Below are 15,621 nucleotides of genomic sequence, written 5' to 3' on the forward strand. Positions count from 1 at the left end.
CGGCAGCCTGCTCAGGGAGCGAAGCGCTCTGACAGCCGCTCGCGACGCTGCGGGCGTAGGAAGCGAGGAACAGCCTTCATGGGGCGTCGGCTCGTACCGCTCACGCTGGACAACCTTCAGGACCTTCCCAAGCGCTGCCGCTCGTGCGTCTTCTGGGAGTTGGACCCCGTCAGCGGTGAGGCAGCGCTAAAGGCCGGTACTCCCGCACTGGAGAAGGAAGCCTGGATCTCCGCCGTTCTTCTGGACTGGGGGTCCTGTGGGCGAGTCGTCTATGTGGACGACGTCCCTGCGGGGTTCGTGCTCTACGCACCACCGGCCTATGTGCCACGCTCGACGGCGTTCCCGACAAGCCCGGTCTCCCCGGACGCGGTTCAGCTGATGACCGCCTACATCGTGCCCGGCTTTCACGGGCAGGGGCTCGGTCGGGTGATGGTGCAGACGGTGGCCAAGGACCTCCTGAGACGGGGCTTCAAGGCGATCGAGGCCTTCGGTGACGCACGCTGGAAGGAACCGGCCTGTGTGCTGCCCGCCGACCATCTGACCGCTGTGGGCTTCAAGACGGTCCGTCCTCATCCGGCTTACCCTCGGCTGCGGTTGGAGCTCCGGACGACGCTCTCCTGGAAGGAGGACGTCGAGTTGGCGCTCGACCGGCTTCTGGGAGCGGTCCAGAAGGAGCCCGCTCTGCGGCCGCTCTGAGAGCGACCGACTGGAGCGTATGCAAGCGAAGGGGCCGACCCCGATGGGATCGACCCCTTCATGTTTCACGTGAAACATCGTCACCGAGCGACGGCGGTGCCACCTTGCGGCGGTGCTACCTACTGGGCGATGAAGTCCTCGAGGTCACGCACGATCGCAGCCTTCGGCTTGGCACCGACGATGGTCTTGGCGACCTCGCCGCCCTGGTAGACGTTCAGGGTCGGGATGGACATGACGCCGTACTTGGCTGCCGTGGCCGGGTTCTCGTCGATGTTGAGCTTGACGATCTCGATCTTGTCGCCGTACTCCTGGGCGATGGCTTCGAGGGACGGCGCGATCTGGCGGCACGGGCCGCACCACGCGGCCCAGAAGTCCACCAGGACGGGCTTGTCGTTCTTCAGGACGTCCTGCTCGAAGGAGTCGTCGGTCACGTTCTTCAGGGTGCCGGCCACGGCGGGCTCCTAACTGGTTGGTGCGGTGGGGCGGACGGGGGTCAGACGGTGGTCTTCTCGGGCTCGGCAGTCTGCTCGCCGTCCGCGAGGGCGGCGAGGAAGCGCTCGGCGTCGAGGGCGGCGGAGCAGCCGGTGCCGGCCGCGGTGATCGCCTGGCGGTAGGTGTGGTCGACGACATCGCCGGCGCCGAAGACACCGGTCAGGTTCGTCCGGGTCGACGGGGAGGCGACCTTCAGGTAGCCCTCGTCGTCCAGGTCGAGCTGACCCTTGAAAAGTTCCGTGCGCGGGTCGTGGCCGATCGCGATGAACAGGCCCGTCACCGGCAGGTCGGACGTCTCGCCGGTCTTGAGGTTGCGCAGCTTCAGTGCGGCGAGCTTCTGGTCGCCCTGGATCTCCGCGACCTCGCTGTCCCAGATGAAGGAGATCTTCGGGTCGGCGAACGCACGCTCCTGCATCGCCTTGGAGGCGCGCAGCGTGTCCCGGCGGTGGACGACGGTCACGGACTTCGCGAAGCGGGAGAGGAAGGTGGCCTCCTCCATGGCGGTGTCACCGCCACCGATCACAGCGATGTCCTGGTCCTTGAAGAAGAACCCGTCACAGGTGGCACACCAGGAGACGCCACGCCCGGAGAGGGCATCCTCGTTGGGCAGCCCGAGCTTGCGGTGCTGCGAGCCCGTCGTGACGATGACGGCCTTGGCGTGGTGCACGGTGCCCGCGGTGTCCGTCACCGTCTTGATCTCGCCGGTCAGGTCGACGGCGACGACGTCGTCCGGAACGAGCTCGGCACCGAAGCGCTCGGCCTGGGCCCTCATGTTGTCCATGAGGTCGGGACCCATGATGCCGTCCCGGAAGCCGGGGAAGTTCTCCACGTCGGTGGTGTTCATGAGCGCGCCGCCTGCGGTGACGGCCCCCTCGAACACCAGCGGCTTCAGCGACGCGCGCGCGGTGTAGAGCGCTGCCGTGTAGCCGGCGGGCCCGGAGCCGATGATGATCACGTTACGGACGTCGCTCACGGCTTGATTCCTCGTCTCTGGGGAGTGCTGCGTACTGCCGGTGGGAGCTGCTCTCGGAACTCTCACCCCACCCAACGGATCCTAAGGGGCGTGCATTCCCGGTGTGTCCGGGCACACGGAGACGTGACACCGCACAGGGATGCCAGGGATGCCAGGGGTGGCGCGGCGCGCCGTCCTCAGGGGCGGGAGAAGGTCTGCTTCAGCAGAACCTCTCCGGCGGGTGCCGAGGCCTTGCCCACGCAGGAGGCGTCGACGACGTAGGCCGTGACGTGCGAAGCGTCCTCCGGGACGGGCAACAGGACGAGATAGGCGTCCGCCCCCTGATAGGTCCCGGGTTCTGAAGCGATGGCCCCGGTCACGTCGCCGATGCCCTTGGCGATACAAGGAGGCACGTCCTTCGTGAGCTTCGTGGTGGGGTTCGAGTCGAAGCGTTCCGGATCGTCGGGTGCCGTATTGGCGCCGACCGAATCCCGGCCCGGTGCATCCTTCGTCGTTTGGCCGCCGAGAAGATCGTCCACCCGCTTCTGCAGCTTGACGCCGGAGAACACGTCGGAGGCCGGGCTCTGAGCACTCGGAGGGTTCTCCCCGGAGCCGCTGTCGTTCATCGACTGGACGAGCAGTACACCGAGCCCCAGAGCGGCGGTCGCGAAGGCCGCGGCGAGGATCCTGACGCGGCGAGTGCGTCGCTTGGGTGTGGAGCGGCCCGGGCCCGTGGGCCCCCGGCCATGACCGGCGGGACGATCGGCCGCCGTCGATGTTTCACGTGAAACATGAACACCATCGTCCGCCCGCGACGTCGTACCAGTCGTGCCAGAGGAGTCGGACGCTTCCGAGGTCTCTTCGATCTCCGGATCGGGCCTGGTGGCGCTCAGCAGGGCTTCGGCAGCCAGAGCCGCATCGATCCGTCCCGCCACGTCGTCGGGCATGCGCGGAGGGCCCGGCAGGGTGCCCAGCATGCCGCGGATCTCCTCCAGCGAGGCATACACATCGGAGCAGAGGGAGCATTCGTCCAGGTGCTGTCGGACGTCCTCGGTACGGGACGGCGGCAGAAGACCTTCGGTGAGGTCGGAGATCTCCTCGACGTCCGGGTGTCCGGCTGTGTCGGTCGTGGATGTCACGCTCGCCCACCTCCGCCCTTCACAGCAGCTGAATCGCTTGGCCCTGCATCATGTGGTCCTGCTGCGGGTGGGACGGATGTCCCCTGCGTCCGGTTCCTTCCGCGCCCGGCCTTTTCGCCGCCGTCCCCTCCACCGTCGCCGCGGAGATGGGTGACCAGCGGCAGAAGTCGGGCTCTGCCACGGGCACAGCGGCTTTTCACCGTTCCGGTCGGGACATCGAGGATCCGTGCGGCCTCCGCCACGGGATAGCCCTGCATGTCCACCAGGACGAGGGCCGCCCGCTGGTCCTGCGGCAGTGTGCCCAGGGCTTCCAGGAGCTCGCGGTGGACGTCGTTGCGCTCGGCGGGAGCGGATGCCGACTCCTGCGGTTCGAGGAGCTGCTCCAGCCGCTCGGTGTCGTCGACCGGGGAGGTCTTGCGCGAGGCGGCCTTCCGGGCGCGGTCCAGGCAGGCGTTCACCGTGATGCGGTGCAGCCAGGTCGTGACGGCCGACTGGCCCCGGAAGGTATGCGCGGCCCGATAGGCGGAAACCAGCGCGTCCTGGACGGCGTCAGCGGCCTCCTCACGGTCTCCCAGGGTCCGCAGCGCCACCGCCCACAGCCGGTCCCGGTGGCGCCGTACGAGCTCCGCGAAGGCATCGGGGTCACCCCCGACATGCTGGGCCAGGAGGTCCTGATCGCTCGTCCCGCTGTGGTCAGCGACTGGCGCCATCGGACCCCCTTCCTCGAAGAACTCTCAGCCCATGAACTTCACGTCGGTGATCGCCTGTTTGTAGCCGGCGCCACTGAACTGGTCGGGCGCCGACTTGGGCACGGCGGTGAGCCAGATCAGAACGTACCGGGTCTTCACCGGCTTCTTGGCGGAGATCTTCAGGTTGGTGCCGCTGGTCGTGCTCGAGGCGATCTTCGTCATCGAACCGAGAGGGGCGGACGACGAGAGGGAGTCGGCCGCGTAGAGCGTGGCCGATGTGTGGTCCCCGGTGTAGTACAGCCCTATTGACGCGGCCGACACCTCCTGGGCGGAGCCCAGGTCGTAGACGATGCCGACACCCTGCTTGTAGGGCGCCAAGGTGGGGCCGTCGTTGAAGGAGTAGGTCCGCCAGTACGTGGAACCGCTCTTGTCGTAGGTCAGATCCACGTCGTCGGCGTGCTGCGGCTTCCCGTCCGGGTAGTACTCCACAGCACCGCTGATGCCGAGCTTCCGGAGCGGCTTGGCCGTGTTGTCGCCCTTGTCGTTGTCCGTCGTCTGGCCCGTGTCCGTGTCGTTGGACCGGTCACCGCGCTCCATCAAGGCGTCCGCCAACTGCCAGCTGCCCAGACCGAGCGCGGCGATCAGCAGCGCCGACACCGCCCACTTGAGGGCCTTGCCGGTACGGCTCTGCAGCGGCGGCGGAGGGGTCGGAATGGGCTGCGTGGCGCCCGGATGGGGCGACGGACGGCCGTACGTGCCCTGCTGGTACGTCGTGCGCTGATAGTCGGGCGGGGCGGTGAACGCCGACTCCGGCGGGCGGATGCGAGGCATCTCACCGATCGCCTTCACCAGCTCCTCCGGCGTCGTGCACGGAGACTCGTGCCGCGAGGCGGTGGCGCCGTCGTTGGCGAGCGCGCGCATGGAGAGCTCCGACAGACCACGGTGGACACCTGCCCGTACCTGGTCGGGAGCGATCAGCCCGACGCCCTTGGGGAGCCCGGAGAGGCCGTGCGCGTCGTTCTCGTACGGCCAGCGCTGGGTGAGCGACGCGTAGAGCAGCGCGCCGATCGCCTCCGTGTCCGTGCGCTGCGGGGTGTCGGAGCTGATGCCGCGCAGCGCCGCATTCACCGCGAGGCCGCGGATGCGCCACTGCCCGGCGGCGGAGCGCAGAACAGCGCTCGGGTTGAGCCGGAGGTGGGACAGGCCCTCGCGGTGCGCGGCGGCCATGGCGTGCGAGACCTGCGTGACCATCTGGTACGCGTCATGCGGTTCCAGCGGGCCGGAAGCGAGAAGCGTCGTCAGTTCCGTGGCGTCGGGAAGCCACTCGTGCACCACGTACACGAGGTCGTTCTCCTCCACGGCGTCCAGTACCTGGACGAAGCGGGGGTCACCCAGCAGCGCCGAGGAACGCGCCGCCGCCAGCACGGCACGGGCGCGTGTGTGGTCGGCGGGCAGGACATGAACTCCGACCGCACGCCGCAGTTTTTCGTCCACGGCACGCCAACTGCTGAAACCGTCCAGACGGGTGACGCACTCTTCGAGGCGGTAGCGCCTGGCGAGCTTGTGACCGCTGTGCAGTTCGGGCGGTGTCGTCCTGGAAGGGCTCTCGGTGCCGCCGCTTCCCTGTGCCTCTTCGCTCGCCGAGCTGTCCGTGTCCCGCTCCCGGTTCTGGGCCTCCCCGTCGGCCGTGGACTGGTCCGCCTGCGCGGTCAGCGGCTCGTCGCCGCTGTTGTCTGCCACGTCGACGGCAGCCGTGCTCCGTTCCGCCACCGTCGTTCCTGCCTCCCCATCCGTTGCGCGCTCTGCGGCGCCAAAGCCAATTGTGCCCACAGTCCGCCGCTATGAGCGACACGCGACGACGGACGATGGTTGTGCGCCTAACCCCGTCTCAGCGCCCCAGTCGTCCCCGGACCATACCGACCATCGAGTTGAGCTCTTCGATGCGCATGCGCCGCGCGGCGACGTAGAAGACACCGAGCAGAACGATTCCTCCCCCGACGAGGGCGAGCATCGAGCCGCCCACGCCCTGTCCCAGACTCCGGCTGATCCCGTAGCAGGCCGCGCCGCTGACCAGCGCCGCGGGCAGCGACGCGATGGACAGCCGTGCGTACGTCCGCATCACCCTGGAGCCGTCCAGGTCACCGCCCAGCCGCTGCTTCAGGCGACGCCAGGCGACGCCCACACCGATCATGTAGGCGAGACCGTACGAGGCCGCCATACCGACCACCGCCCAGCGGGCCGGGATCACGAAGAAGCAGATCGCGGAGGCCCCGGCGTTGACGGCGGCCACGATGACCGTGTTGTAGAACGGCGTCCGCGTGTCCTCGTACGCGTAGAAGGCGCGCAGGACGACGTACTGCACGGAGTAGGGGATCAGGCCGAGGCCGAAAGCCATCAGCATGAAGCCCATGTTGGTGGCCTCGACGGTGCCGGAAGAACCGAAGATCAGGGTGCACATGGGGATGCCCAGCGCGAGGAACCCGAAGGCGATCGGCACGATGGCGACCGCAGTCGTGCGCAGGCCCTGCGAGATGTCGTCGCGGACGGCTCCCGCGTCGTCCTCGGCCGCCGACCGCGAGATGCGCGGGAGGAGGGCCGCCATGAGGGACACGGTGATGATGGCCTGTGGCAGACCCCAGATCAGCTGGGCGTTGGCGTAGGACGCGAAGCCGGTGCCCTTGACGTCGGAGCCGATGCCCGCGGAGGTGGCCAGCTGGGTGACCACCAGGGCGCCCGCCTGGTTGGCGAGGACGAAGAGGATCGTCCACTTGGCGAGCATCGCGGCCTTGCCGAGGCCGTGGCCCTTCCAGTCGAAGCGGAGCCGGAGCCGGAACCCGGTCTCCCGCAGGTAGGGAATCATCGCCAGGGCCTGCACGACGAGGCCGAGCAGGATGCCCACACCTAGCAGGCGCACGCCCTCCGGCGGGATGTTGCCGACTGTCATCCGGGAGTCGGCCGCGCTGCCGTAGACCCACAGGAACGCGCCGAGGGTGACGATGATGACGATGTTGTTGAGGACCGGCGTCCACATCATCGCGCCGAACCGCCCGCGGGCGTTGAGGATCTGCCCCATCACCACGTGGATGCCCATGAAGAAGATGGACGGCAGGAAGTAGCGGGTGAACGTCACGGCGGTCTCGTTGGCCGCGGGGTTGTTGGCGACTCCCACGGACAGCGCCCGCACCAGGAGCGGGGCCGCGAACATCGCGAGCGCCGTGAGAACGCCGAGAACCACCATGACGAGGGTCAGCAGGCGGTTGGCGTACGCCTCGCCGCCATCGTCGTCGTCCTTCATCGCACGCACGAGCTGCGGCACGAAGACGGAGTTCAAGCCGCCGCCGACGGTCAGGATGTAGATCATGGTCGGCAGCTGGTAGGCCACCTGGAAGGCGTCGCCCAGCAGGGCGAGGCCCAGCGCCGAGACGATCATCGCCGAGCGGATGAAGCCGGTGAGGCGCGAGACCATGGTGCCCGCCGCCATCACGGCGCTCGACTTCAGCAGACCCGAGGCCCGCCCGCCCTTCTTCGGGGCCGGCGCCGCCGCGGGGGCCTGTGCGGCGGGCTCCTCGTGTTGCGGACGGCCCGGACCGGGGGCCGGAGCGGGGGTCGGGCCGGGCACGGAGGGCTGCCCCACCGGGCCGCTGCCGCTCTGCTGCTGGTCCCGGAAGAGGTGGGCGAAGGCGTCGGGTTCGTGGCGCTCCTCGCCGGCCTGCGTGACCAGGTCGTCCACTCCGACGAACTGGGTCGTACGGGCGTTGTCGCCGTACGGCAGATGCCGCGAAGGACCGTCTGGCTCGGGCGCGGGGGTCTGGGCCCACACTCGCGGGTCGGGGGCGTACTGCGACGGCGCCGGCTGCCCGTAGAGCGGCTGCTGCGGCTGGTGGGCACCCGGAGGCGGAGGGTGCGCGGCGCGGTCGTAGAGCGCCTCGGCCACCGGGTCCTGGGCGGACAGATCCCGCGCGCGGTAGGGGTCCTGGTCGTAGGCGTCCTGGAGGTACATGTCCGCAGGAGGCTGCGGCGGCACCTGGGCCGAACCGGGCAGCGAGCCGTCGGGGTAGCCCGAGTCGGCCGCGCCCGGGCCGCGGTCACCGTCGTACGGCGCGTTCATGGTTACCCCACCTCATCGTCCCCGGGCCCACGGGCCACGACAATCGCTCAACGGTCCACTCTCTCACCCGTTCCGGACCGGTCGGTGTTTTCCGATGCGGTGTCCGTGGCCGGGTCACTCGGGTGCTCCGGCGCGTCTGTCACGGGCTCGGCCGAGGAATCCCCTTCGTCAGTGTGTACGACTCCGTCAGTGTGTACGACCGAAGTCGCCTCGGTGTTCGCTTCCTCGTCCGGAGAAGTGCTGTCCGCCGGCTCGTCCTGCGAGGCGCCCTCCGCCGCCTGGCGGGCGGCGGCGCGCTTGCGCTGGGTGTACATCCGGAACCCGGCGAGGACGAGGAGCAGGACACCGCCGGCGATGACGAGCATCACCGTGGGAGTGATCTCGGTGACGCTCACCGTGAAGACGACCGGGGAGCCGTACTTCTGGCCGTCCTTCGTGTAGAGCTGGGCGACGACGTCGACCTTGCCGTTGGCCTTGGCGTTGGTGGTGAACTTCACGGACTCGCTGTGTCCGCCCGAGATGTCGATGGACCGCTCGTCGTAGTCGTCGTCGCCGATCTTCAGGCGCTTCGGAAGCCGTGACGTGAGGCGTAGGGTCAGGTTGTCGACGCCTTGCACGAGGTTGTTCTGCACGGTCACGGGGATCGTGGCACTGCGCCCCGAGAGCTTCGTCTCGGACTTCTCGATCAGCCGGACCTGGCTGGTGAGCGTGTCCAGGTAGGACTGCACGCCGTCCCGGTAGGCCCTCGCGTCCGCGGCGTGCCCCCGCCACGACGTGGACATCTCCCGGTCCATGGTCCGGCCGAAGGGGGTGACCACACGCGACTGGCGGTTGAGGATCACCTTGAAGCGGTCGAGGTCGCTCTGTGTGCCGTGGATCTCCTCGAACGCCGACTTCGGCAGCGCCTGCTTGCGCAGCGACTTGGGGTACGCCGAGGCGGAAGGGATCCTGGTGCTGGCGTTCGGGTCGGGCTTCGCCTCGGACGCCGCGGACAGATCCTGGAACTGCGACCAGGTACCGCCCTGGAGCGTGGTCAGGGCCTGTGCCATCGTCTGGGCCTGGCTGGCCGAGGGCATGCGCTGCGGGGCGATCACGATGCTGCGCTGCCTGTCGGTCTGCAGGTTCGTCATCAGGCTCTGGGCGAGGAACCTCTGCACCGCCAGCGTGGAGCTCTCGGCCTTCGTCATGTCGCCCTGGAACGCCGTGGACAGCTGGGCGTCCGCGACGACGGCCGTGGTGCCGCCACCGATGGGGCGGGCGGCGGTGGGCGTGTAGGACAGGCCGCGGTTCTCCTGAAGGCTGTCGCTGCGGGCGATCACCGTGTCGGCGCCCGCCGAGGTGGCGACCTTGATGATGGACGGGTCCACAGCGCCGTTCACGGGCCATGCGAACTCGGTGTTCGGCTCCACGTGGAGGATGTTCTCGACGGTGTCCGCGGCAACGTCGGTGGCGTCCTTGAGGCGGCTGAGGGAGCCCGTGACGGCCTTGCCGTTCTGCGCCAGCGACGCCAGATCGGGGTCCGCGAAGGGGAGCGCGACCACTTCCTTGCCCTGGACCGCGGTCTCGAGGTCGGCCAGCCACGCGTTGGCGACCGCCTGGCTCCTGCCCGGGACGGTCGTGCTTCCGCTTCGGACGCTGTAGCTCTCGGTCATCGCGACGACGGACGCCAGCAGGTCGGGGTCGATCACCCAGGTGACATCGAGATCCTTGCCCAACGCCAGCATCTGCTCCAGGCGACCGCCCGCGGAGATCTCCTTGGCCAGGTCGTCGTTGAGGAACGTGGGCGCCTGGCGCTCTCCGGGCCCGGTCTCGGCCGTGAGGTGGCTGGTGGAGATCAGGGGCCAGAGGTACGTGGTCTTCGTCCTCGAGTCCGCCTCGTCGGGGTGCCACGGGAGGAACGTGCGCTGGATGCCGAGGATCTGGTCGTACCGGGCCGCGGAGGTCTGGCCCGAGAGGGAGATACCGAGCTGGTAGACGCCGTCCGCATCGAGGTCCAGCTCCTTGACCGGCACTGAGATGGTGAAGGGCTGGGCCACACCGGAAGCGAGCTTGGAGAACTTCTCCACGTACTTCCCGCCGACCTCCGTCCCGTCGACGAACTGGTCGAACCCGTTGCGCTTGGCCGCGCTGTCGATGGCGGAGCGGGTCGTGAGGGGAGCCGAGCCCACCCGCAGGCCCACATGGGCGTCCGTGATCGTCTGCTTGCCCCTGTTGGTCACCGTGCCGGAGACGGTGACCGTGTCGCCGTCGGTGGGCGCGCTGGGGCTGAGCGAGTCGAGCGAGACAGCGACGGTGTTCGTCCCCGTGGCATCGGTCGGCGCGGCCTTCGGCGCCGCCAGTGCCTCCGGAGCGGCGGAGAGCTGGAGCAGACCGGCCAGCAGCGGCGCCCCGGCGATCAGCGCCCCTGCACGCAGCAGCCAGCGGCGGGCAGGTGAGGGACTGGTCCCCTGGAAGTCTGCCGCCTCGGCCACGCGCTCGCCCGTCCTCGTCGTCGTCAGTGGTCGTCGGAATGTGCGTCCACGCATGGTAACGATGCGCGCCGAGGTGAAGTGCCGCGGTCCGCGCCACAAGATCGGGCGGCGGGACCGGGCTGTCCCTGTATGTACACGTATCAAAGGGGCCGGGGATGGGGTCATCTACGCGAAACCGTTGTGCACGTTCAATGAAGGCGACCACCGCCACGGTGGCCACGTACCCTTTTCTGTTGTGCCGAACGCCAACGAACAGTCCAGTGCCCTGAGCCAGGTGCAGCGCCGCGCGGTGAGTGAACTGCTGCGCGTCGCCCCCGTCGCCGACGATCTTGCCCGCCGTTTCCAGGAGGCGGGTTTTTCGCTGGCCCTGGTCGGCGGGTCGGTCAGGGACGCGCTGCTCGGCCGGCTCGGAAACGACCTGGACTTCACGACGGACGCCCGCCCCGAGGACGTGCTGAAGATCGTGCGTCCCTGGGCCGACGCCGTATGGGAGGTCGGGATCGCCTTCGGCACGGTAGGGGCCCAGAAGGACGGCTACCAGATCGAGGTCACGACGTACCGGTCGGAGGCCTACGACCGGACCTCCCGCAAGCCGGAGGTGTCGTACGGCGACTCCATCGAGGAAGACCTCGTGCGGCGTGACTTCACCGTCAACGCGATGGCGGTGGCGCTGCCGGAGAAGGAGTTCATCGACCCGCACGGTGGGCTCGAGGATCTAGCGGCGCGAGTGCTGCGCACCCCCGGTACGCCGGAGGAGTCGTTCTCCGACGACCCGCTGCGCATGATGCGGGCCGCTCGATTTGCCGCGCAGCTCGACTTCGAGGTCGCGCCGGAGGTCGTCTCGGCGATGACCGACATGGCCGGCCGGATCGAGATCGTGTCCGCGGAGCGGGTGCGGGACGAGCTGAACAAGCTGGTCCTCTCCGCGCACCCCCGCACGGGTCTGACCCTGCTGGTGGACACCGGTCTCGCCCAGAACGTCCTGCCCGAGCTTCCCGCGCTGCGGCTGGAGCGTGATGAACACCACCGGCACAAGGACGTCTACGACCACACGCTGATCGTCCTGGAACAGGCGATCGCGCTTGAGGAGAACGGGCCCGACCTCACCCTCCGCCTCGCCGCGCTGCTGCATGACATCGGCAAGCCCCGTACGCGGCGCTTCGAGACGGATGGCCGGGTCTCCTTCCATCACCACGAGGTGGTCGGGGCCAAGATGACCAAGAAGCGCATGACGGCCCTCAAGTACTCCAATGACCTCATCAAGGACGTCTCGCGTCTTGTCGAGCTCCATCTGCGCTTCCACGGGTACGGCACCGGAGAGTGGACGGACTCCGCCGTCCGCCGCTACGTCCGCGACGCGGGTCCGCTCCTCGATCGCCTTCACAAGCTGACCCGCTCCGACTGCACCACGCGGAACAAGCGCAAGGCGAGTGCGCTGTCCCGTGCGTACGACGGTCTGGAGGAGCGCATCGCGCAGCTTCAGGAGCAGGAGGAGCTGGACGCCATCCGTCCAGACCTCGACGGCAACCAGATCATGGAGATCCTGGGCGTCGGCCCGGGCCCGGTCATCGGGCAGGCCTACAAGTTCCTGCTGGAGCTGCGGCTGGAAAACGGGCCGATGGAGCATGACGAGGCGGTGGCGGCGCTCAAGGAGTGGTGGGCTCAAATGCCCTAGGTTCCGGGGGGCTGCCTCAGCGACGGCGCGATGTTTCACGTGAAACATCGGGCTCAGGTCACCGTGCGCCGGCCTGTCTGGTGCGACTGCTTCGCCATTCCGAAGCGCGCCATGCCCACGGCGACGGCTCCATAGATCACTGCCACCGTGATCACCAGGGCGACGGAGCGGCCGTCGGGAGGGAGTATCAGCGCGGCCACTGCCGCGGCGCCGACGAACGCCACGTTGAAGAGAACGTCGTAGAGCGAGAAGACACGACCGCGGTAGCCGTCGTCGACGGCTGACTGCACGATCGTGTCCGTCGAGATCTTCGCTCCCTGAGTGACGAGCCCCAGGACGAACGCGGCGACCAGCATGGGTCGCTCCGTGAAGGGCAGGCCGAGAGCGGGTTCCAGTACGGCGGCGGTTGCGGCGCACGTCACGATCCAGAGGGCCGGCCCCAGACGTCCAGTCGCCCAGGGCGTCAGCACGGCCGCGGTGAAGAAACCCGCCCCCGAGATCCCCACGGCGAGTCCGAGCAGAGCGAGCCCCTCCTCCGCGTCGGCCGCTCCTGATGGTGATGACGACCAGGCGTACCGGCACAGCATCAGCACCATGACCGTGAGGGCGCCGTAGCAGAACCGCATCATCGTCATCGACGCGAGCGCCCACGCCGCTGCCCGCCGCCCCGGTGCGACGAGATGTCGTACGCCCGCCACCAGCCCCCGTGCCGTGCCGGCGATCGCGACACCCAACCGCGTCTGTATCCACGCGGGGTCCGGGCCGAGCAGATCCCGGGCGAGGCGCAGCGAGGCGAGGGCCGCGCACAGATACAGCGCCGAGCCGAGGAGGACCACCACGGCATCCGAGTCCGAGCCCAGCAGCCGTACGACGAAGGCGAGTCCACCGCCCGCTGTCGCGGCGAGCGTGCCGGCGGTGGGAGAGAGGGAGTTGGCGACCACCAAGCGGTCGGCATCGACCACACGGGGCAGTGAGGCGGAGAGCCCGGCCAGCACGAAGCGGTTGACCGCCGTGACGCAGAGCGCGGAGACGTAGAAGAGCCAGTCCGGAACGTGGATCAGGATCAGGACGGCCGTCACCGACGCGAGCAGTGCGCGCAGCAGATTGCCGTGGAGCAGCACCTGACGGCGCCGCCAGCGGTCCAGCAGGACACCGGCGAAGGGCCCCACGAGGGAGTAGGGAAGGAGCAGGACGGCCATGGCCGAGGCGATCGCCGCGGCCGACGTCTGCTTCTCCGGGGAGAAGACGACGTAGGTGGCGAGCGCGACCTGGTAGACCCCGTCCGCTCCTTGGGAGAGCAGTCGTACGGCGAGCAGACGCCGGAAGTCCCGGAAGCGCAGGAGCACCCGCAGGTCTCGTACGACAGCCATGGGGCACAGCCTCACATAGGGGGAGGGTCCCCGGGTGTACGACCCGGGGACCCTCAACGACCCGTAGAGCGAGTGAACTTAGCGCACCGCGCCTCGTTCCGTCAGCGCTCGACCTCGCCCTTGATGAACTTCTCGACGTTCTCCCGCGCCTCGTCGTCGAAGTACTGCACCGGCGGCGACTTCATGAAGTACGACGACGCCGACAGGATCGGGCCGCCGATACCGCGGTCCTTGGCGATCTTCGCGGCGCGCAGCGCGTCGATGATGACGCCGGCGGAGTTCGGGGAGTCCCAGACCTCGAGCTTGTACTCCAGGTTCAGCGGGACGTCACCGAAGGCACGGCCCTCGAGACGGACGTAGGCCCACTTGCGGTCGTCGAGCCAGGCCACGTAGTCGGACGGGCCGATGTGGACGTTCTTCTCGCCGAGCTCCCGGTCGGGGATCTGGGAGGTGACGGCCTGGGTCTTGGAGATCTTCTTGGACTCGAGGCGGTCGCGCTCGAGCATGTTCTTGAAGTCCATGTTGCCGCCGACGTTCAGCTGCATGGTGCGGTCCAGGACGACGCCCCGGTCCTCGAACAGCTTCGCCATGACGCGGTGCGTGATGGTGGCACCGACCTGCGACTTGATGTCGTCGCCGACGATCGGGACGCCCGCCTCGGTGAACTTGTCCGCCCACTCCTTGGTGCCGGCGATGAAGACCGGCAGGGCGTTGACGAAGGCGACCTTGGCGTCGATGGCGCACTGGGCGTAGAACTTCGCCGCGACCTCGGAGCCGACGGGCAGGTAGCAGACGAGGACGTCGACCTGCTTGTCCTTGAGGACCTGGACGACGTCGACCGGGGCCTCGGCGGACTCCTCGATGGTCTCGCGGTAGTACTTGCCGAGACCGTCGAGGGTGTGGCCGCGCTGGACGGTGACGCCGGTGCTCGGCACGTCGCAGATCTTGATGGTGTTGTTCTCGGAGGCGCCGATGGCGTCCGCGAGGTCGAGTCCGACCTTCTTCGCGTCGACGTCGAAGGCCGCGACGAACTCCACGTCTCGGACGTGGTAGTCACCGAACTGCACGTGCATGAGGCCGGGGACCTTGGACGCCGGGTCGGCGTCCTTGTAGTACTCGACTCCCTGCACCAGCGACGCGGCGCAGTTACCCACGCCGACGATGGCTACGCGAACCGAACCCATTCCGGTTGCTCCCTGTGTGTACGAGTGAGGTCCTGGCAGGGACCTCACGTGGCGGTGTCGCCGGGCGCATCCGGACCGGGGGTGTCCCCGGGCCGGGGCAGGGCGCCCGGCGCTCCCTCTGTGGTGTCGCGAGCGGGTTCTCCATGGGCGGGACCCTTCAGATCACGGCCCGCCCGCTCGCTTTCGATGAGCTCGTTCAGCCAGCGCACCTCGCGCTCCACGGACTCCATCCCGTGGCGCTGGAGCTCAAGCGTGTAGTCGTCGAGGCGCTCGCGCGTGCGTGCCAAGGAGGCACGCATCTTCTCCAGCCGTTCCTCCAAACGGCTGCGTCGGCCCTCCAGGACGCGCATGCGCACATCGCGGGAGGTCTGCCCGAAGAACGCGAAGCGAGCGGCGAAGTGCTCGTCCTCGTACGCGTCTGGACCCGTCTGCGAGAGCAGTTCCTCGAAGTGCTCCTTGCCTTCCGCCGTCAACCTGTAGACGATCTTGGCGCGGCGGCCCGTGAGGGCGGCGGGAGCGTCGTCCTGGGCACCCCCCGACTCCTCGATCAACCAGCCGCTCGCGACCAGCGTCTTGAGGCAGGGGTAGAGCGTCCCGTAGCTGAAGGCGCGGAACACACCCAGTGAAGTGTTGAGTCGTTTGCGCAGCTCATAACCGTGCATGGGGGCTTCGCGCAGCAGGCCGAGTACGGCGAACTCGAGGATCCCGGAGCGCCGGCTCATCGTCGCCTCCCCTCTCCTGCTGGCCGTCCCGACACTCACTATGCCGAGCTGATGTATCGACTCGATACATCACGACGATAGAACGCCCCTACGTATGCGACAAGTGGGGGCACGGTGAACGGG

General features: G+C 68.6%; 12 protein-coding genes. 2 read left to right on the top strand and 10 right to left on the bottom strand.

From position 1 onward, the window contains the following. Positions 1–78: 78 nt before the first annotated feature. Positions 79–696, top strand: coding sequence for a GNAT family N-acetyltransferase (locus AOK23_RS23530; RefSeq protein WP_055714653.1), 618 nt, complete (start codon positions 79–81; stop codon positions 694–696). A gap of 119 nt (positions 697–815) precedes the next feature. Here AOK23_RS23530 and trxA read toward each other — a convergent pair whose 3' ends face one another. The 7 genes from trxA to AOK23_RS23565 all read right to left on the bottom strand — a co-directional run bounded on the left by trxA (position 816) and on the right by AOK23_RS23565 (position 10,547). Continuing rightward, entirely contained in the window at positions 816–1,148 is a 333-nt protein-coding gene (gene trxA / locus AOK23_RS23535; RefSeq protein WP_055537149.1) for a thioredoxin, read from the bottom strand. Between the two features lie 41 nt (positions 1,149–1,189). Next, the gene (gene trxB / locus AOK23_RS23540; protein WP_055714654.1) at positions 1,190–2,161 is read right to left on the bottom strand and encodes a thioredoxin-disulfide reductase; all 972 of its coding nucleotides are present in this window, start codon (positions 2,159–2,161) and stop codon (positions 1,190–1,192) included. A 176-nt stretch (positions 2,162–2,337) separates the two neighbouring features. Then, positions 2,338–3,279, bottom strand: coding sequence for an anti-sigma factor family protein (locus tag AOK23_RS23545; protein WP_055714655.1), 942 nt, complete (start codon positions 3,277–3,279; stop codon positions 2,338–2,340). After that, positions 3,276–3,989, bottom strand: a complete 714-nt coding sequence (gene sigM / locus AOK23_RS23550; RefSeq protein ID WP_055714656.1) for an RNA polymerase sigma factor SigM — start codon at positions 3,987–3,989, stop codon at positions 3,276–3,278. The genes AOK23_RS23545 and sigM overlap by 4 nt, the downstream gene beginning before the upstream one ends. A 24-nt stretch (positions 3,990–4,013) precedes the next feature. Continuing rightward, positions 4,014–5,738, bottom strand: coding sequence for a protein kinase family protein (locus AOK23_RS23555; protein ID WP_055714657.1), 1,725 nt, complete (start codon positions 5,736–5,738; stop codon positions 4,014–4,016). Between the two features lie 118 nt (positions 5,739–5,856). Next, the gene (gene murJ, locus AOK23_RS23560; protein ID WP_055714658.1) at positions 5,857–8,076 is read right to left on the bottom strand and encodes a murein biosynthesis integral membrane protein MurJ; all 2,220 of its coding nucleotides are present in this window, start codon (positions 8,074–8,076) and stop codon (positions 5,857–5,859) included. 47 nt (positions 8,077–8,123) lie between these two features. Beyond that, a complete protein-coding gene (locus AOK23_RS23565; protein WP_055714659.1) occupies positions 8,124–10,547 on the bottom strand; it encodes a DUF6049 family protein in 2,424 nt (807 codons plus the stop codon). Positions 10,548–10,782: 235 nt separating this feature from the next. Here AOK23_RS23565 and AOK23_RS23570 point away from each other — a divergent pair, with 235 nt between their 5' ends. Beyond that, positions 10,783–12,222, top strand: coding sequence for a CCA tRNA nucleotidyltransferase (locus tag AOK23_RS23570; protein WP_055714660.1), 1,440 nt, complete (start codon positions 10,783–10,785; stop codon positions 12,220–12,222). 53 nt (positions 12,223–12,275) lie between these two features. Here the strand turns inward: AOK23_RS23570 and AOK23_RS23575 are convergent, their stop codons facing one another. The 3 genes from AOK23_RS23575 to AOK23_RS23585 form a co-directional block, all read right to left on the bottom strand. Beyond that, entirely contained in the window at positions 12,276–13,592 is a 1,317-nt protein-coding gene (locus AOK23_RS23575; RefSeq protein WP_055714661.1) for an MFS transporter, read from the bottom strand. A 101-nt stretch (positions 13,593–13,693) separates the two neighbouring features. Then, complete coding sequence (locus AOK23_RS23580) at positions 13,694–14,776, bottom strand: inositol-3-phosphate synthase (protein WP_055714662.1); 1,083 nt, start codon at positions 14,774–14,776, stop codon at positions 13,694–13,696. Between the two features lie 44 nt (positions 14,777–14,820). Then, positions 14,821–15,498 (bottom strand): PadR family transcriptional regulator, encoded by a 678-nt coding sequence (locus AOK23_RS23585; protein WP_055537159.1) that lies wholly within the window; start codon positions 15,496–15,498, stop codon positions 14,821–14,823. Positions 15,499–15,621 lie beyond the last annotated feature (123 nt).

The sequence above is a fragment of the Streptomyces torulosus genome (genome assembly GCF_001419765.1).
Classification (GTDB): Bacteria; Actinomycetota; Actinomycetes; order Streptomycetales; family Streptomycetaceae; genus Streptomyces; species Streptomyces torulosus.